Origin of the sequence: Pseudomonas sp. Irchel s3h17 (assembly GCF_900187505.1) — a bacterium.
GTDB lineage: Bacteria > Pseudomonadota > Gammaproteobacteria > Pseudomonadales > Pseudomonadaceae > Aquipseudomonas.
In genome coordinates this window covers 275,614-298,725 of record NZ_FYDL01000007.1, presented here as the reverse complement: position 1 = coordinate 298,725, position 23,112 = coordinate 275,614, and the positions used below count along the sequence as shown (strand labels likewise).

The following is a 23,112-nucleotide window of genomic DNA, read 5'->3' as shown; positions in this document are numbered from 1 at the left end:
AAAAAGGAAGGAAAGTATTAATATCACGCATAAGAACGCCGGTTTGTTAGATGTGTTTGCTCGCACGAACATCATCAATCAAATCGGCGTTCTTGTTTCTGTGTTTCCCGGGATTCCGTGAAGAACCGAAAAAATACCCCCCATAGGCGTCACACAACGTGTATCTGAAGCGGTCTACCACAATGAATCTTTATATTGCTACAACTCGACTTACATAGATGCCCGCACCCCAAGCGATGAGAAGCGAGGAGTGATTACGCTTATTGTAGGTGGCGGTGGCGCAATACTTTTATGGATGTTATCAATATCCCTATACTTAGTAATAAGTGAGTTCATTGCAGGAGCAAGAACCTCCGGTACACCACTAGATATTACCGACTATCTATTCAATTGGATGTTCCCGGCTATTCCCGCAATATCGATGTATTTTTACCTCAAGTACGCCTTCCCCTACCTACGCCTCGAGGCCTTCACCGCCCGCCGCCTGATCGTCCGTTTCAACCGCATCACCCGCAAGGTCTACCTGCTTCGCCCCAAGCACCTGGGCGGGGTGGTGGCGCTGGACTGGGACAAGACCGACGTCTGCATCAACCCCGACATGTCCGAACTGGACGGCACCGGTGGGTTTGTCTTGCTGGGCTGGGAAAAGGAATACCACGCGGTGTCTGACGCCGATGGCAATCCCAAGGATGATTTCGAGATGACCCTCGTCGGCAAGCCGACCCGCAATGCCGCTGAGTTACTGGCCTTCTGGGAGTACATCCGGCGCTACATGGAAGACGGCCCCGGGGCCGCGCCCGCGCCCAAACGGTTATTGCCCAGGTTTCCCTGGCCTTGGCATTCCCTCAGCGCTGTCTGGCGCCTGGACACTGGCTTTATCAAGACGCCGGCCTTGTGGATTTTCATACCGATCCACCTGCTGTTACTCCCACTGATCCTGATCCATGCCGGCGCGCACTGGGTGTCACTGTTGCTGTGTTACGAGCCGAGGTTTCCTCGCTCCATCGCCAATGCCGGTGTGCACGCGTCGGCAATCGATCAGCTGAAAAAACAATGAGAATTACTGAGCTCCGCGCAATCGCGCGAGTAGCCGTATTGATCAACACCTACGGCACTCAACTGCCTGAGTGGGGCCAGGACACCGCAGTGCCCTGCCCCACACTGCTCACGACTGAGAACCGGCACGCAGGATGGAAGGCTCCTCGCCGCGATACAGCGCCTCGACCTTGTCGGCGCGCCACTGCAGCACCGCGCGCTGGTTGATCGAGCCCTTGTCGGTGATTTCGCCGCGGTCGATGGAGGCCGGCTCGTCCAGCAGCGTGATCCACTCCAGGCGGCTGGCATTACCGTTGGCGTCGCGGTTGAGCCGTTGCAGCCACTCGGCGAACCACTGGCGTACCGGCGCGCTGGCCAGGACCTCGGCATCGCTGGCGTCCGGGCCCAAGCCGGACAGGCGTCGGCATTCGTACAGCCGGGGAAAGACCAGGGCCCCCAGGCACTCGCGGTCCGGCGCGGCCACCACCAGGTCCTGGACATAGGGCGAACCTTCAAGCACCGCGCGATTGCGCATCGGGCCGACGCTGACAAAGACCCCGGAGCTGAGCTTGAAGTCTTCAGCGATGCGCCCGTCGAACATCAACCCCAGTTGCGGATCACAGGCGTCAGCCAGTTTCAGCGCATCGCCGGAACAGTAGTAGCCCTGCTCGTCGAACACCTCGGCGGTCTGCTGCGGCGCACGCCAGTAGCCGGGCATGATGTGCGGCCCGCGAAAGCGCCCTTCCAGCTTGCCGTCCACCGGCACCAGCCGCACCTCACAACCGGGGGCCGGCAGGCCGACATAACCGGCCATGGACAGTGGCCCGGTGGTGAAGGTGCAGGACGGTGATGCCTCGGTCATGCCAAGCCCGGCCATCATGCGAATACGTTCGCCACAATGCTGCTCGGCGACCCGGTCCAGGCGATCCCAGATCCGCTGGGACAAACCGGCGGCGGCGAAAAAGAACAGTTTCATGCGCGCGAAGAAACGGTCGCGCAACTCGCCGTCCTGCTCCAGGGCGCTGACCAGTTCTTCCCAGCCCTTGGGCACGGTCAGGTAGGCGGTGGGCGAGATTTCCTTGAGGTTGCGCAGTGTCTCGGCAAACCCCTGGGCGGTGGGCTTGCCGTCGTCCAGGTAAAAGGTGCCACCGTTGTACAGCACGATGCCGACGTTGTGGCTGCCACCAAAGGTGTGGTTCCACGGCAGCCAGTCCACCAGCACCGGAGGCTCTTCGCCGAACACCGGAAAGGTCTGCAACAGCATCTGCTGGTTGGCGCAGAGCATGCGCTGGGTGGTGACCACCGCCTTGGGCAGCTTGGTGGAGCCGGAGGTAAACAGGAACTTGGCGATGCTGTCCGGGCCGGTGGCGGCAAACGCCGCTTCAGCTTCGCTGCCACCGGGTTGTTGCAGCAGACTGGCAAAGGGGGTCTGCCGCCGCCCCGCCACTTCGCCGCGAACGGTAATCAGCGGTGTCTCGCCGGGTAATACCGCGTCGATCGCCCGCTGGTAGGCGGCGGCATCGCTGACGAACACCAGCCCGGGTTGCAACAGATCGCAGACATGCCGCAACTTGGCGAAGTCCTGGGACAGCAACGAATAGGCCGGCGAAATCGGGCTATAGGGAATACCGGCATACATGGCGCCCAGCGCGATCTGCAGGTGTTCGATGTCATTGCCCGACAACAGCGCCAAGGGGCGCTCGGCTGACAGGCCGTAACCCAGCAGGCTTTGGGCAATGGCGCGGACGCTGGCGAGCATCTCGGCGTAGCTGACCCGACGCCAGTCGCCGCCGGCCTGGCGCGCCGCGATAAAAGTCTGTTGCGGGCGCACTTGCGCCCAATGCAGCAGACGGTCCAGCAGGCGCCCGGGCAATTCGGCCAAGGGTTCCAGGGAACGCATGTACAGGACGCCCTGCGCTTCGCTGACCTCGACCGCCGGATGGCCGATGGACACCTGGCGATAACGCGGTGTACGGGCCTCGGCCTGGGGTGGCGATCTGAATTCGGAACTCACGTGCTTGTCCTCCATCAAGGCACGTCTCCGGTCTGCTGCAAAGCAGTTCGACCAGGTGCGTGGCAGCCGGTGGCTGCAGCCTTGTTATTGTTATGTCTGGCTGGCACGTGGGCGGCGAGCGCTCGCAAGCGCTCGTCACCCGACGGTGCGACGGATGCTCAGATCGGGTAGTGCCGTGCACCGTTCTGCAAGGTGACCCAACGCAACTGGGTGAACTGCTCAATGGCCGCCTTGCCGCCAAAACTGCCGTAGCCACTGGACTTCACCCCACCGAATGGCATGTGCGCCTCGTCGTGCACGGTCGGGCCGTTGATATGGCAGATGCCCGACTCGACCCGTTGGGCGAGGGCCAGGGCGCGACCGGTGTCGCGACTGAAGATCGCCGCCGACAGGCCGAACTCGGAATCGTTGGCCAGGCGCAGCAGTTCTTCATCGCCCTCGGCACGGAGCACTACGGCCACCGGGCCGAAGGACTCCTCGTGGTACAGGCGCATGGCAGCCGTGACGCCATCGAGCAAGGTCGGCTGCAGAATGCTGCCCTCCAGCTGACCGCCCGTGACCAGGGTGGCGCCCTTGTCGAGGGCATCGTCGATCAACCCCTTGATGCGCTCGCCGGCGCTGGCGTCCACCAGGGAACCGAGGACTGAATCACCGGCATCCGGGTTGCCCGCCGGCAAGGTGGCGATCTTCGCCGCCAGCCGGGCCACAAAGGCATCGGCCACCCGGGTGTCGACGATCAGGCGCTCGGTGGACATGCAGATCTGCCCCTGGTTGAAGTAGGCGCCAAAGGCGGCGGCCTGCACCGCGGCCTCCAGGTCGGCGTCGTCCAGCACCAGGAACGGCGCCTTGCCGCCCAGCTCCAGCAAAGCCGGCTTGAGATGCCGCGCCGACAGTTCACCGACGATGCGCCCGACATGGGTCGAGCCGGTGAAGTTGACCCGACGTACCGCCGGGTTGGCGATCAGCCGCTCGACTATGGCCGCGGCATCCGCGGGCGCGTTGCTGATGACGTTGACCACGCCATCGCCCAGGCCCGCATCCTGCAATACCTGGCCGATCAGCCGGTGCACCGCCGGGCTCAGCTCCGAGGCCTTGAGGACCACGGTGTTGCCACAGGCCAACGGCATGGCGATGGCACGGGTGGCGAGGATCACCGGGGCATTCCACGGCGCGATACCCAGCACCACGCCGCAGGGCTGACGCAGGGCCATGGCGAAACTGCCGGGAACATCGGACGCAATCACCTCGCCGTTGATCTGGGTGGTCAGGGAGGCAGCTTCGCGCAACAGGTTGGCCGCCAGGTGTACGTTGAAGCCGTACCAGTTGGCCATGGCGCCGGTCTCGCCGGCCGCCGCGATGAACTCCGCACTGCGGGCCTGCAGCTGTTCGGCCGCACGCAGCAGCCGGGTGCGACGTTCATTGGGAGCCAGGGCTGCCCAGGCCGGAAACGCCGCCTTGGCCGCGGCCACGGCGGCATCGGCATCTTCCAGGGTGGCGGCGGCAACTCGCGACACGACTTCACCGGTCACCGGATTACGCCGGTCGAAGGTTCGACCGTCACGGGCGGGGCACGACTGGCCGCCGATCAGCAGGGGCACGTCCAGCATGGGAATTCCTCTTTATTGTCTTTGTCGGGAATACGTTCGAGGGGAGCACCGGGACCAAGCGCTGGCGGGCGTTCGATCACCCGGCCAGCCTGCCCTCCGTGCACCGCCGGGGTCAGCGTTTGTACGTCTGCAAACCGGGCTTGATGCTCTTGTCGTCGAGAAACTGCTTCATGCCCTGTTCGCGACCGCCTTCGGTGTCCAGCAGGCGCGACTGGTCGAGCTTGGCGTAGAGGTAATCCTCGTTCTGCTCCCAGGTCAGTTCGCGGCAACGTTTGAAACCATGCTTGGCCGCTCGCAGCACCACCGGGTTTTTCTCCAGCAGGTTGCGCGCCAGCTCGAGGGTCACTTCGCGCAGTTGCGCCAGGGGCACGCTCTCGTTGACCAGGCCCATCTCGGCGGCCTTCTGCCCGCCAAAGGTCTTGCCGGTCATGATGTAGTACAGCGACTGGCGATGACCCACGGTGTCGGCCATGGCTTTGCTCACCAGGTTGCCCGGCGGGATGCCCCAGTTGATTTCCGACAGGCCGAAGGTCGCCTCGTCGGCGCAGATCGCCAGGTCGCAGGCCACCAGCGGGCTGAAACCGCCACCGAAGCACCAGCCGTTGACCATGGCGATGGTCGGCTTGGCGTACATGCGCAGCAGTTTCCATTGCCACTGAGAGGCTTCGCGACGGATTTTTTCCTGAAGGATTTCCGGACCGGCATCCACTTCGCGGAAGTATTCCTTGAGGTCCATACCCGCGGTCCAGGCATCGCCGGCACCGGTGAGCACCAGCACGCCAGCGGCCGGATCCTGCTCCAGGGTTTCCAGAACGTCGATCATCTCGCGGTTCAGGGTCGGGCTCATGGCGTTGCGTTTTTCCGGGCGGTTGAGGATGACCCAGGCGATGCCTTCGTCGATTTCCACCTTGACCGTTGTCCAGCGACCTTCGTAATTGCTCATGGCGATGCTCACTCTTGTTCTGGGTTTGAAGATGAGCAAAAACTAAACCGGCTAATTAGTTATGTCAATTAACTATTAACAATTTTAACAAAGCATTTTCAACCCATGAACCGAGCGAGGAACCCGGATATATGACAATGCTCATGGCTATCCCCGGCCAAACTCGGCAAACTAGATAGTCTTCTTAACCGCCAGCCCGAGGATTGACCCTGTCATGGCCAAGTCTTCCAAGATTGCCGCTGCCCCCCAGGCTCCGGACGCCGCCACCGAAACCCAGGCGCCGCTGGACGCCGCCCTGGACGACCTGATCGGCTATGCCATGCGCCGGGCGCAGTTGAAACTGTTCCAGAACCTGATTGGCCGGCTCTCGGCCTACGACCTGCGGCCGGCACAGTTCTCGGCCCTGGCGATCATCGAACAGCACCCGGGGCTGATGCAGGCTGACCTGGCCAAGGCGCTGGCCATCGAGCCGCCGCAAGTGGTGCCACTGCTCAACAAGCTGGAAGAACGGGCGTTGGCGGTGCGGGTGCGGTGCAAGCCGGACAAGCGCTCCTACGGGATCTTTCTCAGCAAGACCGGCGAGGCCCTGCTCAAGGAGCTGAAGCAGATTGCCGCCCAGAGCGACCAGGAATCCACGTCCAGCCTCGACAGCCAGGAACGGGACGAACTGCTCAGGCTGCTGAGAAAGGTTTACCAGGCATAACCCAAAACGCCGGCACGCTCCCCACCGCTAGGAACGGCCGGCGACAGCCCATGGGCTGGGCTCCCTTACCAGATCGGCACGCTGTACAGCACCTGGAAACGGGTCTGGTTTTCATCGCGGAAGGCCGCGCCAGAGGGGAAGTCATTGCGATAGATCGACTTGCGCGCCAACAGTCCGAGGTTTTTCAGCGGACCACTCTGGATCACATACCCCAGCTCCATCTGGAATTCACGCTCCTTGCGGTCGTCGGCATTCAGGGCCGCCAGTTCGATATGGTCACCGCGCACATAACGCAGCCGGCTCTTGAGGCCAGGCACCCCGGCGGCGGCAAAGTCATAGTCGTAGATCGCCTGCCAGGTCCGCTCCTTGGCGTTGAGAAAGTCCGAACTCATGGTCAACTCGCTCATGCCCATCAACTCGGTACCCGACACATAGGGCGTCGCTGTGTCACCACTGGCGTGCATGTAGCCCAGGCTCACCCGATGGCCACCCAGACGATAGCCAAACAACGCTGAAAGGTTGCGGTTGTCGACTTTGCCGGCCTTGGCACTGCCATCCTCATTGCTGAAGAAGCTGCGCAGGTCGCTGGTCAGTACGCCCTCGCCCACGGGCAGATTGTGCAGCAGGGCCAGGGTGTTCTGCTGGTACAGCTCGGCCACCTCGGCGTGATAGGCGCGCAGGCTGAGGTCCTCGTTCACCTGGTAATCGCCGCCGACATAAGCCATGTGCGAAGTGGTGGCCGCGCCGTTGAAACGCCGGTTCGGCGAAGCAATGCTCATCGCCTGGTAGTTGGTGGAGTCACGCTTGTTGATGCGATCGATGTAGCCAGTGTTGAGGATCAGCCCATCGATATCCCTGGAACTGAGGGTGGTGCCGCGAAACGTCTGCGGCAACAGCCGCGACGGGCTGGCAAAGGCGAACGGCAGGAAGATCGAGACATCGCCGGTCTTCACCGTGGTCTGGGCAACGCGAAACTTGCCGGTCATGGCCAGGCGCGAGTACTCGTCCGCCGCACGCTTGTCGCTGCTGGACACCGGCAACAACTCGGTGCCACTGCGATGTGGCGCGGAGTCCAGCTTGACCCCCAGCAATCCCCGGGCGTCCAGGCCGAAGCCGACCGTCCCGGGGGTATAGCCCGACTCCACATTCATGATGAACCCCTGGGCCCATTCCCGGGCCGCGGTTTTCGCCCCGTCGTCCTTGTACTCCCGGTCCAGGTAGTAATTGCGCAGGGTCAGGGTGCCGTGACTGTCGTCCATGAAGCCCTCTGCCAGCGCCGGGCTGGCAATCACACTCAAGCCCAACACGGCCAGGCATGGTGCGCGAACAGGTAAGGCGGGGGTCGCCGCAAGGGCATCCCGAGGGAGATTTGGCATGTTCGATGTCCACTCTTTGTTGTTGTTTTTTTAAGCGCGAGACCCGGGTTGTCCCGGGTGTCTGCGGCCAGAGAATGGAAACAGCCGAGGGCTGGCGTCAATCCGTAGTGACCGATAATCGAACATTAATATTGTTATCTATTTTAAAGACAAACCTGTCTACGAATATCATCTAATTGATTTATAAATGATTTATCTACTTTTTGAGGCAGGACTCAGGATCGTTCATTTTTTAGTTATATTTGTTAATCTTAATTCAAGCCCACCATCGCCTGATGCAGGCCTGCTTGCTTCACCTGTCAGCCCCAACAAAAACAATAATGAGGTTCGCCATGGACACCCCATCACGTCGCACGACGTTGACCATTGCCCTGTGTTTTATCGTTGCACTGATCGAAGGCTTCGACCTGCAAGCCGCCGGCACTGCCGCCGCGGGCCTGCGCCAGACCTTTGCCCTGGACCCGAAAATGATGGGCTGGGTGTTCAGTGCCGGCATCATCGGCCTGCTGCCAGGCGCGTTCTTCGGTGGCTGGATCGCGGATCGCATCGGCCGCAAGAAAATCCTGATCGGCGCCGTGCTGCTGTTCGGCGTGTTCTCCCTCAGCACCGCCTACGTCGGCAGCTTCTCCAGCCTGCTATTGGCGCGCTTCATGACCGGCCTGGGCCTGGGTGCCGCCCTGCCCAACCTGATCGCCCTGTGTGCCGAGGCGGTGGGCGAGCAACGTCGCGGCACCGCCATCAGCATCATGTATGCCGGCGTGCCGCTGGGTGGCGCCCTGGCAGCAGTGGTTGCCATGCTGTTCACCGATCACTGGCAGGCGACCTTCATCATCGGCGGCCTCGCGCCCTTGCTGGTGGTGCCACTGATGATCTTGCTGCTGCCCGAGTCCAGCGCCTTTCGCCTGCAACAAGGCAGCGCCCGCGTGGCGCACACCTCGACCGGCCGGGCACTGTTCGGCGAAGGCCGGGCCCGCGTCACGCTGGCCTTGTGGCTGAGCTACTTCTTCACCTTGACGGTGATGTACATGCTCCTCAACTGGCTGCCGTCGCTGCTGCTGGAACAAGGTTTCACCAAACCCCAGGCCGGCCTGGTGCAGATGCTGTTCAACATCGGTGGCGCCCTCGGCTCGCTGCTCGGCGGGCTGCTGCTGGATCGCTGCAACGGCATCAAGGTGGTGCTGTTTATCTATGCTGGATTGCTGGCGGCGCTGACCGGGGTCGGCCTGTCGGTGGGCATCGTGCCCATGGGCATCGCCGGGTTTGCCGCGGGGTTGTTTGTGATGGCTGCGCAACTGGTGCTGTACGCCCTCGCACCGCCGTCCTACCCGACCCTGGTGCGTGCCACCGGCGTCGGCGCAGCCGTGGCCATCGGTCGCCTGGGTTCAGTGGCCGGCCCCTTGGCCGCAGGGCAGATTCTGGCGGCCGGGGCCGGCACCGCCGGGGTACTGCTGGCCACCTCACCGGGGCTGGTGATCGCAGCATTGACCATCATCAGCGTCATTGCCCGTACCGCACCGCTGACCGAGCCCGGACTGACGACGGCCAAGTCCTGACACGGCCTGAAGCGCCGCGCGGCGAACACCGGGGTCGCACCACGTCGCGCGATACCTTGCGGCGCTGAAGGACGACGCTCTGAACGCCACTCGATCGAGTGGCGTTTTTGTGTATCGGGCGTGGGAAGCGAGACTTGCCTCGAGTGACCCACCCGTTGGAACATCGGATTTCTCTTCTTCCCGAAGCAGGGACTTTTTCGTTTCTGCGTCGCTTTTGCATTTCTGTGCGACAGATCCCACTTCAGGGACTCCCGTACCGCTCCCTCGCGGTGTTAGTTTTGAAATGTTTTGTTTCATTGATCAGACATTTCTCACTAACTACCTGCAAAGGAATGCCCCCAACAATGGATTTTTCACTCAAGCACCTGGCCGCGACCACGCTGATGCTCGCCAGCCTGTCGTCGTTCACCACGTCAGCGCACGCCAACATCACCCCGCAACAGAGCGCGGCCATCCTCAAGACCTTCAGTGACGTATCGGTAACGGATTTCAGGCAGTTCCTGGAACGCCTGGCCAAGAGTGACCTAGCCAAGACCGACGACCTCGGCCCGGCAATCCGTGCCTTCCAGGGCAACAAGAGCCTTTCCCCTGAACAGCAGAACGAGATCCATCGCCTGCTGGGCCTCTATGCACGGGTGAAATACGGCACGGCTGCCACCCAGACCCTGCGCGAGCTGGTGGCAATCCCGACCGTGCGCGTGGACGGCGTTGCCCAGCACGACAATCCAGAATTCATCAAGATCGCCGACAAGCTCAAGAGCCTTGCCCAGGCCTTCGACCTGAACTTTCGCAACGTCGACAACCGCGTCTATGAAATCTCCCTCGAAGGCACCGGCGATGAAGTCGTGGGCATTCACGCCCATGCCGATGTGGTGCCCGTGACCCCGGAGAACTGGGTCCTGAAAGACGGCACCCGACTCGATCCGTTCAAGGTCACCCTGGTCGGCGACCGCCTGTATGGCCGGGGCACCGAGGATGACAAGAACGGCATCGTGGTGACGCTCTACGCCATGAAGATCATCAAGGAAGAGAAGCTGCCGCTGGCTCGGAATTTCAAGCTGCTGGTCGACACCACCGAGGAAACCACCGGCGACGCCATCCCCTATTACTTCGAACGCAACCCGACACCCCACTACAACCTGGCGCTGGATGGCGGCTACCCGGTGGTGATTGCCGAGAAAGGCTACGGCACCGTCATGGCAAGCTTTGCCCGACGTACCGCAGAGGGTAAAGGCGCCGAAATCATCTCGATGACGGGCGGCCTGGCAACCAACCAGATTCCGTCGACGTCGGTCGCCACCCTGGTGACTGACAAGCCCGCCGAACTGGCCGCCAGCCTGCAGCAGGCCGGTACTGATTATGCCCAGCGCAATGGCGGCAACTTCGAGGTGAGCGCCAAGGTCGTCGGCAAGGACGTCAAGCTCACGGTCACCGGCGTTTCCGCCCACTCCTCCGAGCCCGAGTCAGGCGTCAACCCGGTGGCCAGGATGCTGGACTTCATCAACAGCCTCGACGGCAAGGTCGCGCTCAAGCACAACCCCATTACCGACGCCGCCCGTTATGCCGCCGACAACTGGGGGCTGGACTACCTGGGCGGCAAATTGGGGGTCGGCTTTTCCGATGCCTTCATGGGGCCGCTGACCACGTCCCTGACCTATGTCGGGATGGATGACAACGCCTTCCAGCTCGCGGTCAACCTGCGCGTGCCGAAGGGCAAGTCCCCAGAAGCGCTCAAGGCCGAAATTGCCGACAAGCTTGGCGCCTGGAGCCAGAAGACCCACATCGCACCGGCCTTCGACTACTCGATCGCCGAGCCGATGTACCGCAACCCCAAGGGTGAATGGGTCAAGGCCCTGCTTACCGTGGCCAGCGAAAACCTTGGCATGGAACATACGTTCGGCACCTCTGCCGGCGCCACCTCGGTCCATGAGCTACCCAACGGCGTGCAGTTCGGCCTGGCCATGCCCGACGTCAAATACACCGGCCACAACGACAACGAGTTCAAGACCGTCGAGCAGTTCATGCTCGACCTGCAGATCGTGACCGAGATGATGGGGCGCATCGGGCAGTTGCCGAAACTCTGATCCGCCTTTGGACTCGCTGTTGTGGCGGGTCCATCGCTTTGATCGATTTACTCTCGTCAAATGCCTGGAGAACGGCGACAACTGAAATCAGCAGGCCAATGCCTACAAATCGCGCACAAACAAAAACGCCACTCTATTGAGTGGCGTTTTTGAGTATTTGGAGCGGGAAACGAGACTCGAACTCGCGACCCCGACCTTGGCAAGGTCGTGCTCTACCAACTGAGCTATTCCCGCGTCTTGGTGTGGCGTATTCTATAGAAAATAGATTACGCGTCAACCCCTTGATTCAAAAAACTTTTATTTCTTTTCTACATCGGTTTTCAGATGCGGCCAGGCGGCGCTCAGGTACTGCACCATGGACCACAACGTCAAGCCTGCCGATACCATCAGCAAGAAATAGCCCACCAGTACCCAGAAACTGAAGTTCGACGGGTTGGCCAACAGGATCACCAACGCCAGCATTTGCGCGGCGGTTTTCCATTTGCCCAGGTTCGACACGGCGACTTGTGCCCGTGCTCCCAGCTCGGCCATCCACTCCCTCAGGGCGGAGATGACGATTTCGCGGCCAATGATGACGGCTGCGGGGAGTGTCAGCCACAGGTTGGCATGTTCCTGTACCAGCAGCACCAGGGCCACGGCGACCATCAGCTTGTCTGCCACCGGGTCGAGAAACGCCCCGAACGGTGTGCTCTGCTCCAGCCGACGGGCCAGATAACCGTCCAGCCAGTCGGTCGCGGCAGCAAATGCGAAGACTGAACTCGAGGCGATGTAGCTCCAGTGATACGGCAAATAGAACAGCAGAATGAAGATCGGGATAAGCAGGACGCGCAGAACGGTGATCAGATTAGGGATATTCATCGGCACAACTGGCTACGAGGTGAGTTGGCATTCTACTCGCTGTGCAGGTTTGCATAAATCAACTCTGCAAGCTTTTTACTGATCCCCGGTGCTTTGGCGATCTCGTCGATGCTTGCACGAGACAGCTCCTGCAATCCACCAAAATGTTTCAACAGGTCCCGGCGCCGGGTCGGCCCCACCCCCGCGACCCCTTCCAGCGTTGAGGTACGGCGGGTTTTCCCGCGTCGCGCCCGGTGCCCGGTGATCGCAAAGCGGTGGGCTTCGTCGCGGATCTGCTGGATAAGATGCAACGCCGGCGAATCCCCGCGCAAGGTAAATTCGTGGGCGGCGTCATTCAGGTAGAGCGTTTCGAATCCGGCCTTGCGGGTGGCGCCCTTGGCCACGCCCAGCAGAATCAGGTCGGGAACGGCCAGTTCATTGAGCACATCGCGGGCCATCGACAATTGGCCCTTGCCGCCGTCCACCAGCAAAATGTCCGGCAACTTGCCCTCGCCGTCCTTGAGCTTGCTGAAGCGTCGGGTCAGCGCCTGGTGCATCGCCGCGTAATCGTCCCCCGGCGTGACGCCTTCAATGTTGTAGCGACGGTAGTCGGACTTCAACGGCCCTTCCGGGCCGAACACCACGCAGGACGCCACTGTCGCTTCACCGCTGGAGTGACTGATGTCATAACACTCCAGCCGCTGGGGCGGTTCATCGAGGTCGAGCACTTGCGCCAGGGCCTCGAACCGCTCGGCCACATGCTGACGATTGGCCAGGCGCGCGCCCAGGGCCTGCTCGGCATTGGTTACCGCCAACTGCTGCCAGCGCGCCCGGGTGCCACGCACCCTGTGGCTGATGGTCAATTCGCGACCGCGCAGCCCATGAATGGCCTCGATCAGGGTCGGGAAGTCGTCATGGACCACGTTGACGATCAGCTCGCTCGGCAAGTCCCGCTCGGGACTGCTGATGTAATACTGTCCAAGAAACGCCGCCATGACCTCGGCCACGTCTTCTTCAATACCCACCTGCGGGAAAAAGTTCTTGCTGCCCAGTACCCGGCCACCGCGCACACTGATCAGGTGCACGCAGGCGCCTCCCGGGTTGGTGAACGCCGCCACCACGTCGACGTCGCCCGTGCCGCCTTCCATGCTCTGCTGGTCCTGCACCCGGCGCAGCAAGGCGATCTGGTCACGCAGTTCGGCCGCCCGTTCGAAGTCCAGGGTACTGGCCGCCTGCTCCATCCCTGCCGACAGTTCGTCCGCGAGCGCGTTGCTGCGGCCCTCGAGGAACATCACCGAGTGCCGCACATCCTCGGCATAGGCTTCGGGCGTCACCAGGCCGACACAGGGCGCCTTGCAGCGCTTGATCTGATACTGCAGGCAAGGCCGCGTGCGGTTCTTGTAGTAGCTGTCTTCGCACTGGCGAACGAAGAAGGTCTTTTGCAACAGGCTGAGGCTTTCACGAATGGCCCCCGCGCTGGGGTAAGGCCCGAAATACTTGCCCTTGGCCTTTTTCGCCCCGCGATGAATGCTCAGGCGCGGAAATGCGCCGTCCGACAGGAAGACATAGGGGTAGGACTTGTCGTCCCGCAGCAGGATGTTATAGGGCGGCCGCCATTCCTTGATCAGCGTCTGCTCGAGCAGCAGCGCTTCGGTTTCATTGGCGGTGATGGTGGTCTCGACCTGGGCGATACGACCAACCAGCGCGGCGGTCTTGGGCGCCAGGCCGGACTTGCGGAAGTAACTCGCCAGGCGCTTCTTCAGGTTCTTGGCTTTGCCCACGTAAAGCAGGCGCGCATCGCTGTCGAACATGCGATACACACCCGGGCGCCCACTGCAGGTCGAGAGAAAGGCGCTGGGATCAAACGGTTCGGTCATTGTCAGAGGCTGGCGTCGACCATGCCATGACGCACCGCCAACAGTGTCAGCTCAACATCACTGCTGATCGAAAGCTTTTCGAAAATGCGATAGCGATAGGTGTTCACGGTCTTGGGTGACAGGCAAAGTTTGTCGGAAATGATCTGGACCTTCTGGCAGCCGACAATCATCAGGGCGATCTGGATTTCCCGCTCCGACAGCGCATCGAAGGGCGAATCATTGCTGGGCTGGAACGACTTGATGGCCAGTTGCTGGGCAATCTGCGGGCTGATGTAGCGCTGGCCGGCGAATACCAGGCGAATCGCCTGCACCATTTCATTGAGGCCGGCGCCCTTGGTCAGGTAACCCGCCGCGCCGGCTTGCAACAGCCGCGTAGGAAAAGGGTCCTCCTCGCACACGGTCACTGCCACGACCTTGATGTCCGGATGGCTGCGCAACAGCTTGCGGGTGGCTTCAAGGCCACCGATGCCCGGCATCTTGACGTCCATCAGGACCACATCGGGCTTCAGCTCACGCGCCTTGAGCAGGGATTCCTCCCCCGACTCCGCCTGGCCGACTACTTGCAGGCCATCGATGTCAGCCAGCATTCGTGTAATACCTGTACGAACGAGATCATGGTCATCGACTACTAGCACCCTAATCAAGCAGACACCCCGCGATATGTTCTTATTGATTGCCGAGCACCTTAGCAAAAAGGATCAGCCAGACCTAGCAGCAAGCTGTTATTTAAACAGTTTCAATACATCTTGGAAGGCTTGAGTTAAGGACCTTGCAGACAATTCAGCGGGCACATCGGCGCTCCATCCTCAGGAAGCAGGCGTCCCGCCCGACGTGCTGCAGTCCCAGGCGCAGGTAAAGCGCCTGCGCCGGGTTGTCCTCGAACACCGTCAGGCGCAGCGCTGGACGGGACTCCTGGCAAGCCCTGGAAAAAACCTGACCGAGCCCCTCGTCACCGGCTCAGGCACTGTGCACCGGGACCACCGCCCCGCTCCACAGGCCCGCCGTTCGACGCGCAATCACCAATGACTCGCCGACACCCGGGTCCGCCGCAATCAGCGAACCGTCCGCCGCCCAGATGGCGCTGCGCCCCGCCGATTCCCAGCCGCCGGTTGCACCGCCGTGATTGGCCATCAGCACCACCATCGAATGTTCGACCGCATAGCCCTGGAGTTGTGCGGCATCGGCCCCATAGCCACCCGGGGTAATCAGCACGCCGGCGGCATAAATGTTCGCACCGTTGTTCGCCGCCTCGGCGGCATGACTGGCATGGGAAAAATCGGCACAGACCGCCAGCGCGACCCGATCGTCAGCCATGGTCAGCAGCGAGCCGCCCGAGCCCGGCGCAAACGCCACTTCTTCGCCGGGGTGCAAATGCTGCTTGCTGTAGACCCCCAGGGAGCCATCGGCCGCCAGCACCAGCGCACCGATCAGTACCGGCCCATCGGCCGTCAACCGGATCGGCATGCCGACCACCGCCGTCACCCCCACTTCCCGCGCCAGATCGCGCAGCGGTTGCAACGCCGTGGAGTGCGGGGCGATCGCCAGTTCCGCCGCCAGCCCGCGCTCATAGCCGGTCAGTGACAGTTCGGGAAACACCAACAGTTGCACGCCGTGCTCGGCAGCGGCCTGGATCAAGTGTTGATGGCGCGCAATATTGGCCTGGAGATCTCCAGCCATGGAGATCGATTGAGCCGCGGCGATAGTCAGCGTTGTCATCCCTGCTTTCCCTGAAAGAGTGTCACGAGGCAAACCCCGAGTCTGTCACAAAGCGTTGCGCGACTTAAGCCATAGCGACAGGACGTTGGGTCGATAGTAATTTCTGATTGAATCTGCCTACCCGCCTCAAGTAAGCTCGGTGCATTCATCGGAGACAGATCATGTTGCATTCCCCTTCACAGCTTCATCTCGCCAGCGCCCAGCGCTCGGTTGCGGCTGCCTGGGTGAATCGCGCCTGTGTACCGGCAAGCTTTTATTTTGGGTATTGGTTTAGCCACTGGCGCGCCTGATACCCACACGGCGGCCACTACTCAAGGGGTCGCCTGCCAGAGAATTCTCAACCCCCGGTCGGCCTCCCGACCGGGGGTTTTGTTTTTTTAGCGCCACACCTTTTTAGCGACATCACTGACTTCAAGGAATTACGACATGAACTACGCCACTTATTACCGTTACGACAGTTTTTCCGCCTGGCGATTTACCAGCCTCCGCTCGGGACAGCCTGCCGCCTCCGATCGGTCACCCACTGGTGGCAAGCACACACGCCAGGCCAATCCGGCCAATTGTCGAACACCCCAGTAGGGCCGAGCGTGCGGGACAGAACCCGCCGCCAGCCCAAGGAAGCCCGAACATGAACGCATCCCTCTCCGCTCTGCCGCTGTCCACCCTGAGCCCTGCCAATGAAGCGCTGACCCAGCGCCTGCCCAGCTCATTGCAACTCAAACAGCAATTGCCTCTGAGCAATGCCCTGACGGCGCAAGTCGCCGCCCACCGCCAAGCGGTCCGCGCCATTTTGCAAGGTGAAGACAGTCGCCTGCTGGTCGTCGTTGGCCCCTGCTCCATCCACGATCCGCAATCGGCCCTGGAATACGCTGAAAAGCTCGCCCGACTCGCCACCGACGTCAGCGGTGAAATGCTCATCGTGATGCGCGCCTACGTCGAAAAACCCCGCACCACGGTCGGCTGGAAAGGCCTGGCCTACGACCCCCGCCTGGACGGCAGCGACGACATGGTCGGTGGCCTGACGCTCTCGCGCGAGCTGATGCGTGAAATGCTGCGCCTGGGTTTGCCCGTCGCCACCGAACTGCTGCAGCCCATGGCCGCCAGTTACTACGACGACCTGCTCAGCTGGGTCGCCATCGGCGCACGCACCACCGAATCGCAGATCCATCGGGAAATGGCCAGCGGCCTGGGCATCCCGGTCGGTTTCAAGAATGGTACCGACGGCGGCGTTGGGGTGGCCACCGATGCCATGCGCTCGGCCGCTCATCCGCACCGACACTTCGGCGTCGACAGCCAGGGGCACCCGGCAATCATTCAGACCCAGGGCAACCCGGACACTCACCTGGTACTGCGCGGCGGCCACCGCGGCCCCAACTACGACCGCCAGAATGTCGCGCACCTACAGGCAGACCTGCAGACGCTGAAGATGGCGTCGCGCATCATGGTCGACTGCAGCCACGCCAACAGCGGCAAGGATCCCTTGCGCCAACCGGCGGTGTTCAATGACGTGCTGGAGCAACGCCTGGACGGCAATCGCGCGCTGATCGGCATGATGATTGAAGGCCACCTGTTCGAAGGCTGCCAGCCCTTGAGCCCGTCGCTGCGCTACGGTGTGTCGGTGACGGACGGCTGCCTGGGCTGGGACGCGACCGAGCAGTTGCTGCGCAGTGCCAGCTTGAAACTGCGCACGCCCGGACACTCGGCGAGCGCCTGAAGCCATTTTGTTCGACCGCTATTGCGCCGGCCACGGCGCAATGGCGGCCACCTCGGAACAACCCCTTCACTCCTGATTATTCGTCGCATCTCTATTCCGCTTTCAACAACTGACAGCGGCTTTTTCGCACATCGATCCATTGCGCACCTGCATTAGAGTGAGGGCGTGAACATCCCTCCCGAACTAACGGAATAGAGGCACGCGTATGCAACGGAATGCAGACACGCAATACCCCATCATGCTGGTCCACGGTCTCTTCGGATTCGACCGCATCGGCAAACTCGAACTGTTCCACGGCATCCGGCAGGCACTCATGAACGCTGGCGCCCATGTGTTCATCCCCTACCTCTCGGCCACTCACAGCAATGAAGTCCGTGGCCAGCAATTGCAGACCCAGATCGAGCGGGTGCTGGCAGGTACCGGGGCGAGCAAGGTCAACCTGATCGGCCATAGCCAGGGCGCACTGGCGGCACGCTATGCAGCCGCCACCCTGCCGCGGCAGGTAGCCTCGGTAACCTCGGTCAGCGGGCCGAACCACGGCTCGGAACTGGCCGACTGCCTGCGCAAGGCCTTGACCCCGGGACGCTTGCCCGAACGAGTTGCCGTGGCCGCCTCGACCTTGTTCGTCGAGTTCCTGCGCTTTGCCAGTGGCCAACCGGACATCCCGCAGAACGCCCTGGTCGCCCTCAACGCACTGACCACTGAAGGGGTTGCCGCCTTCAATGCCAAATACCCGCAGGGCCTGCCGGATACCTGGGGCGGCCAGGGCGATGAGCAGGTCAAGGGCGTTCGCTACTACTCCTGGAGCGGCACGTTGCAGGACAACCTGCTGGCTGAAGGGGCGAATGCCCTTGATCCGCTGCACGCCTTCTGTCGCGGCTTTTCCGGTTTCTTCACGCGCGAGGCAGAGCAGAACGACGGCATGGTCGGTCGCTACAGCTCGCACCTGGGCACGGTCCTGCGCTCCGACCACCCCATGGACCACATGGACAGCATCAACCAGACGGCAGGCCTGGTGCGCACAGGCATCGACCCGGTGGGGTTGTACGTTGAGCACGCCGAACGCCTCAAGCGCATCGGCCTCTGAGGGGATCGAGCGTTGATTTTCGACCGACGGCAAGGCGACACCGAATCAATCACCAGATTGACAAGAAATAGACCACTGAATCCGGTAGGCTCAGCACTTTATTGAACATTGATTGGAGATTTCCCCATGGCCAAAGCCACTGCCCGCCACATCCTGGTTGCCAGCGAAGCCAAGTGCAACGAACTCAAGGCGCAGATCGAAGCGGGTACTGATTTCGCTGAAGTTGCCAAAGCCAACTCCACTTGCCCGTCCAGCCGCCAAGGCGGCGACCTGGGTTCGTTCGGTCCAGGCCAGATGGTCAAGGAGTTCGACGCCGTGGTCTTCAGCGCACCGGTCAACACCGTACAGGGCCCGGTCAAGACCCAGTTCGGTTACCACCTGCTGGAAGTGACCAGCCGTCAGGACTGATCACCTGCGAATGTGTTAAACAACGGCCCGCCTCTTGGTGGGCCGTTGCGCATGTAACGAATGAGATTGGCTGGCGAGTCACGCGCTGCTAGCGTACAAATTGAACCACCGATCACCCGGCGCTTAAGGCTGACAATGCGACTGGCTTTCCCCTCATTGATCTTCACGGTCCTGGCCTTGCTCTTGAGTGCTGGCGTCGCGAACGCGGCGCCTCAACACGCCTTGACCGTCTACGGCGAACCGGCCAGGTACCCCGCCAACTTCAGTCATTTCGCCTACGCCAACCCGCAGGCGCCCAAGGGTGGCAGCATGCGGCGCTCGGCAATCGAAATCGGGCGTTTCGACCACGTCTTGCCGTACATCGACAAAGGCATTGGCGTGTCCCAGCTCGACGGGATGATTTATTCGCCCCTGGCCCAGCGCTCACTGGATGAGCCCTACACCGTGTACGGGCTGGTCGCGGAAAAAATGGAGCGCGCCGACGATGGTTTGTGGCTGCGCTTCTACCTGAACCCCAAGGCACGCTTCGCCGATGGCACGCCCATTACCGCCGAGGATGTGCGCTACACCTTCAACCTGCTGATGACCCAGGGCAGCCTGCGCTACCGCACACAATTCGCCGACGTCAAAGGCGTCGAAGTCGAATCGCCGCGCACCCTTCGCTTCGATTTCAAGAACAACGAAAACCGCACCTTGCCGCTGGACGTCGCCACCTTGCCGGTGTTTCCCGAGCACTGGTGGAAAACCCGCGATTTCGCCAACGGTGGCGGCTACGAAGCCCCGCTGGGCAGCGGCCCGTACCGCGTGAGCAAGATTGACTCCGGGCGCAGCATTACCTTCGAACGCAACGCCGACTGGTGGGGCAAGGACCTGCCTGTCAGCCGTGGCCTGTACAATTTCGACCACTTCAGCATCGAGTACTTCGGCGACACCGACGTCGCCCGCCAGGTCCTGCGCGGGGGCGCCTATGACTACAACCGCGAGTTCTCCGCCACCGGCTACTCCATCGGCTACGACAGCCCGGCGCTGAGCGACGGCCGCCTGCAAAAAGCCCACCTGGCCAGGCAGGCGCCGCAACCGTCCCAGGGCTTTGTGTTCAACCTGCAAAACCCCCTGTTCAAGGACCGCCGCGTGCGCCAGGCATTGGCGATGCTCTGGGACTTCGAGTGGAGCAACCGGCAGATGATGCGCGACCTGTACATCCGCCAGCAGAGCTTTTTTTCCAACACCGAACTGGCCGCCAGGCAGTTGCCGGATGCCGGTGAGCGGGCGATTCTCGAACCCCTGCGCGGGCAGATTCCCGATGAAGTCTTCGCCCAGGTGTTCGAAGCACCGAAGACCGATGGCAGCGGCCTGATCCGCGACAAGCAACTGCAGGCCCTGGCTCTGCTCGAGCAGGCTGGCTGGAAAGCCGAAGGCGACCAATTGGTCAACGCCGAAGGCGAGCCGCTGGCCTTTACCTTCCTGATCAGCCAGAACGGCATGGACCGCTTGCTGCTGCCCTACAAGCGCACCCTGGCGCAGATCGGCATCAACCTGAACATCCGCTTGATCGACTCGTCGCAATACGTCAATCGCCTGATGAGTCGCGACTACGACATGATCGTCACCGGCTTCCCGGTCACCACTTCCCCCGGGGGCGAGCTGTTCAACTATTTCGGTTCGGCGGCGGCCAACGACCCGGGTTCCAACAACTACATGGCACTGAAGAACCCCGCTGTCGACACCTTGATCACCGGCCTGGTCAAGGCCACCACCCAGGTCGACATGCTGCACCATGCCCGCGCCCTGGACCGGGTGTTGCAATGGAACTACTACTGGATTCCCAACTACTACCCGCCCGGCACCTCGACGGTCTGGTGGAACCGTTTTGGCATGCCGGCGGTACAGGCGAGCAATGACGACGCCATCGAAAGCTGGTGGGAAGTGAGCCGGACCCCGCTGACCAATGAGCAGATGGCCGCCGAACGCATCAGGCGTAGTCAACCCGGAGGGCCCCATTGATGCTGGCTTACATCATTCGCCGCTTGCTGCTGATCATCCCCACCCTGGTGATCATCCTGCTGGTCAATTTCGTGATCGTGCAGGCGGCACCCGGCGGCCCGGTCGAGCAAGCCATCGCCCACCTGCAAGGGATCGGCGGTGCCAGCCCCGGTGCTTCCGGTGACGTGGTGAGCCATGGCTCACGGGCCAGCCGCGGCCTGGACCCGCAACTGATCAAGGACATCGAGAAACAGTACGGTTTCGACAAGCCCGCCGTGGAGCGCCTGTGGCTGATGCTCAAGAGCTATGCCCGCCTGGACTTCGGCAAAAGCTTTTTTCGCGGTGCCACGGTGACCGACCTGATCCTGGAAAAGATGCCAGTGACCATTTCCCTCGGACTGTGGGCGACCCTGATCACCTACCTGGTTTCGATCCCCCTGGGCATCCGCAAGGCGGTGCATCACGGCAGCCACTTTGATGTCTGGAGCAGCACTGCGATCATCATCGGCTATGCGATGCCGGCCTTTCTGTTTGCCATGTTCCTGATCGTGGTATTTGCCGGCGGCACCTCGCTGAACTGGTTTCCGGTGCGCGGCCTGGTGTCGGAGAACTTCGACCAGCTGTCGACACTGGGCAAAATCACCGACTACTTCTGGCACCTGGTGCTGCCCGTGACGGCATTGGTGGTCGGTGGATTTGCCACCCTGACCATCCTGACCAAGAACTCGTTTCTCAATGAAATCACCCGCCAGTACGTAGTGACCGCTCGCGCCAAGGGCCTGAGCGAGCGCCGGGTGCTCTATGGCCACGTGTTTCGCAACGCCATGCTGCTGGTGGTGTCGGGAATTCCCCAGGCGTTCATCAGCGTGTTCTTCGCCGGCTCTTTGTTGATCGAGGTGATCTTCTCCCTCGACGGCCTGGGGCGCATGAGCTATGAAGCGGCCGTGTCCCGGGACTACCCGGTGGTATTCGGCTCGCTGTTCATCTTCACCCTCTTCGGCCTGCTGATAAAACTCATCGGCGACCTGTGCTACACCCTGGTCGACCCGCGCATCGACTTCGCCGCGAGGAACGCCTGATGCTCAAGCTCTCGCCCCTGGCGCGCCGTCGTTTCGAGCGTTTCAAGAGGAACCGTCGGGGCTGGTGGTCGCTGTGGCTGTTCATCGGCCTGTTCCTGCTGACCCTCGGCGGCGAGTTGATTGCCAACGACAAACCGCTGGTGCTCAGTTATCAGGACACGTTGTACTTCCCGGCATTCAAGCGCTACACCGAGCAGGAGTTCGGCGGGCAACTGCCGTTCCAGGCCGACTACCGCAGTGACTACGTGCAGAAGCTGATCAAACAGGACGGCGGCTGGATGCTGTTCCCGCCGGTCCCGTTCAGTGACGACACCCCGAACTACGACCTCAACCAACCGGCACCGAGTCCGCCCTCGACCGTCAACTGGCTGGGGACCGATGACCAGGCGCGCGACGTGCTGGCGCGGGTGATCTTCGGGGCGCGGGTGTCGATCCTGTTCGCCCTGGCCCTGACCTTTATCAGCGCGCTGATCGGTATTACCGCCGGCGCCTTGCAGGGTTACTACGGCGGCTGGGTCGACCTGCTTGGCCAGCGCTTGCTGGAGGTCTGGTCGGGGTTGCCGGTGCTGTACCTGCTGATCATCCTGTCGGGCTTCGTCGAGCCGAACTTCTGGTGGCTGCTGGGGATCATGGCGCTGTTTTCCTGGCTGGCGCTGGTGGACGTGGTGCGCGCCGAGTTCCTGCGCGGGCGCAACCTGGAATACGTCAAGGCCGCACGCGCCCTGGGCCTGACGGACCGCAAGGTGATCGTGCGGCACATCCTGCCGAACGCCATGAACGCCACCCTGAGCTACCTGCCGTTCATTCTCACCGGTGCCATCTCGACCCTCACCGCCCTCGACTTCCTCGGCTTCGGCATGCCCGCCGGCAGTGCGTCGCTGGGCGAGTTGATCGGCCAGGGCAAACAGAACCTGCAAGCGCCGTGGCTGGGACTGACGGCGTTTTTCACCCTGGCGTTGATTCTTTCGTTACTGGTGTTCATCGGCGAAGCATTGCGCGATGCGTTTGATCCACGATCTTGATCCGCGATCTTGATCCACGATCTTGATCCGCGATCTTGATCCACGATCTTGATCCACGATCTTGATCCGCGATC

General features: G+C 61.9%; 18 protein-coding genes, 1 tRNA gene and 1 pseudogene. 10 read left to right on the top strand and 10 right to left on the bottom strand.

The genetic code is table 11. The features are described from left to right. Positions 1-421: 421 nt before the first annotated feature. Positions 422-1,057 carry a DUF6708 domain-containing protein gene (locus CKW25_RS12655; protein ID WP_095079621.1) on the top strand — a complete coding sequence of 212 codons (636 nt, stop codon included), beginning with the start codon at positions 422-424 and terminating at the stop codon, positions 1,055-1,057. A gap of 108 nt (positions 1,058-1,165) precedes the next feature. Here the strand turns inward: CKW25_RS12655 and CKW25_RS12650 are convergent, their stop codons facing one another. From CKW25_RS12650 to CKW25_RS12640, 3 genes are all read right to left on the bottom strand, one after another. Further along, positions 1,166-3,049, bottom strand: coding sequence for a feruloyl-CoA synthase (locus CKW25_RS12650; RefSeq protein ID WP_095079644.1), 1,884 nt, complete (start codon positions 3,047-3,049; stop codon positions 1,166-1,168). Between the two features lie 158 nt (positions 3,050-3,207). Next, entirely contained in the window at positions 3,208-4,656 is a 1,449-nt protein-coding gene (locus CKW25_RS12645) for an aldehyde dehydrogenase (RefSeq protein ID WP_095079619.1), read from the bottom strand. Positions 4,657-4,768: 112 nt separating this feature from the next. Beyond that, complete coding sequence (locus tag CKW25_RS12640; RefSeq protein ID WP_095079617.1) at positions 4,769-5,599, bottom strand: p-hydroxycinnamoyl CoA hydratase/lyase; 831 nt, start codon at positions 5,597-5,599, stop codon at positions 4,769-4,771. 214 nt (positions 5,600-5,813) lie between these two features. Between CKW25_RS12640 and CKW25_RS12635 the strand changes: the two genes are divergently transcribed. After that, positions 5,814-6,302, top strand: a complete 489-nt coding sequence (locus tag CKW25_RS12635; protein ID WP_095079616.1) for a MarR family winged helix-turn-helix transcriptional regulator — start codon at positions 5,814-5,816, stop codon at positions 6,300-6,302. 65 nt (positions 6,303-6,367) lie between these two features. Here the strand turns inward: CKW25_RS12635 and CKW25_RS12630 are convergent, their stop codons facing one another. Next, positions 6,368-7,678 carry an OprD family porin gene (locus tag CKW25_RS12630; protein ID WP_095079614.1) on the bottom strand — a complete coding sequence of 437 codons (1,311 nt, stop codon included), beginning with the start codon at positions 7,676-7,678 and terminating at the stop codon, positions 6,368-6,370. Positions 7,679-8,010: 332 nt separating this feature from the next. Here CKW25_RS12630 and mhpT point away from each other — a divergent pair, with 332 nt between their 5' ends. Further along, complete coding sequence (mhpT, locus tag CKW25_RS12625) at positions 8,011-9,231, top strand: 3-(3-hydroxy-phenyl)propionate transporter MhpT (RefSeq protein ID WP_095079613.1); 1,221 nt, start codon at positions 8,011-8,013, stop codon at positions 9,229-9,231. Positions 9,232-9,575: 344 nt separating this feature from the next. Continuing rightward, positions 9,576-11,315: a dipeptidase gene (locus CKW25_RS12620; RefSeq protein ID WP_095079611.1), complete on the top strand. Its 1,740-nt coding sequence runs from the start codon at positions 9,576-9,578 to the stop codon at positions 11,313-11,315. A 158-nt stretch (positions 11,316-11,473) separates the two neighbouring features. Here CKW25_RS12620 and CKW25_RS12615 read toward each other — a convergent pair. From CKW25_RS12615 to CKW25_RS12590, 6 genes and pseudogenes are all read right to left on the bottom strand, one after another. Then, a tRNA-Gly gene (locus tag CKW25_RS12615) sits at positions 11,474-11,549 on the bottom strand. 63 nt (positions 11,550-11,612) lie between these two features. Further along, a complete protein-coding gene (pgsA, locus tag CKW25_RS12610) occupies positions 11,613-12,173 on the bottom strand; it encodes a CDP-diacylglycerol--glycerol-3-phosphate 3-phosphatidyltransferase (protein ID WP_095079609.1) in 561 nt (186 codons plus the stop codon). Between the two features lie 32 nt (positions 12,174-12,205). After that, positions 12,206-14,029: an excinuclease ABC subunit UvrC gene (uvrC, locus tag CKW25_RS12605; protein WP_095079605.1), complete on the bottom strand. Its 1,824-nt coding sequence runs from the start codon at positions 14,027-14,029 to the stop codon at positions 12,206-12,208. 2 nt (positions 14,030-14,031) lie between these two features. Beyond that, positions 14,032-14,673: a UvrY/SirA/GacA family response regulator transcription factor gene (uvrY, locus tag CKW25_RS12600; RefSeq protein ID WP_071555134.1), complete on the bottom strand. Its 642-nt coding sequence runs from the start codon at positions 14,671-14,673 to the stop codon at positions 14,032-14,034. Between the two features lie 136 nt (positions 14,674-14,809). After that, a pseudogene (locus tag CKW25_RS27035) lies at positions 14,810-14,968 on the bottom strand (GNAT family N-acetyltransferase); the annotation flags it as partial. Positions 14,969-14,986: 18 nt separating this feature from the next. Further along, on the bottom strand, positions 14,987-15,745 hold the full coding sequence (locus tag CKW25_RS12590; RefSeq protein ID WP_095079603.1) for a carbon-nitrogen hydrolase family protein: 759 nt from the start codon (positions 15,743-15,745) through the stop codon (positions 14,987-14,989). 628 nt (positions 15,746-16,373) lie between these two features. Here CKW25_RS12590 and CKW25_RS12585 point away from each other — a divergent pair. The 6 genes from CKW25_RS12585 (at position 16,374) to CKW25_RS12560 (ending at position 23,038) form a co-directional block, all read left to right on the top strand. Continuing rightward, on the top strand, positions 16,374-17,459 hold the full coding sequence (locus CKW25_RS12585; RefSeq protein WP_095079601.1) for a 3-deoxy-7-phosphoheptulonate synthase: 1,086 nt from the start codon (positions 16,374-16,376) through the stop codon (positions 17,457-17,459). A gap of 205 nt (positions 17,460-17,664) precedes the next feature. Next, positions 17,665-18,546, top strand: a complete 882-nt coding sequence (locus CKW25_RS12580) for a triacylglycerol lipase (RefSeq protein ID WP_095079600.1) — start codon at positions 17,665-17,667, stop codon at positions 18,544-18,546. Positions 18,547-18,672: 126 nt separating this feature from the next. Next, complete coding sequence (locus CKW25_RS12575) at positions 18,673-18,954, top strand: peptidylprolyl isomerase (RefSeq protein WP_095079598.1); 282 nt, start codon at positions 18,673-18,675, stop codon at positions 18,952-18,954. 135 nt (positions 18,955-19,089) lie between these two features. After that, complete coding sequence (locus CKW25_RS12570) at positions 19,090-20,958, top strand: extracellular solute-binding protein (protein ID WP_095079595.1); 1,869 nt, start codon at positions 19,090-19,092, stop codon at positions 20,956-20,958. Then, on the top strand, positions 20,958-22,016 hold the full coding sequence (locus tag CKW25_RS12565; protein ID WP_095079593.1) for a microcin C ABC transporter permease YejB: 1,059 nt from the start codon (positions 20,958-20,960) through the stop codon (positions 22,014-22,016). Before CKW25_RS12570 ends, CKW25_RS12565 begins: the two co-directional genes overlap by 1 nt. Beyond that, on the top strand, positions 22,016-23,038 hold the full coding sequence (locus CKW25_RS12560; protein WP_095079591.1) for an ABC transporter permease: 1,023 nt from the start codon (positions 22,016-22,018) through the stop codon (positions 23,036-23,038). Before CKW25_RS12565 ends, CKW25_RS12560 begins: the two co-directional genes overlap by 1 nt. Positions 23,039-23,112 lie beyond the last annotated feature (74 nt).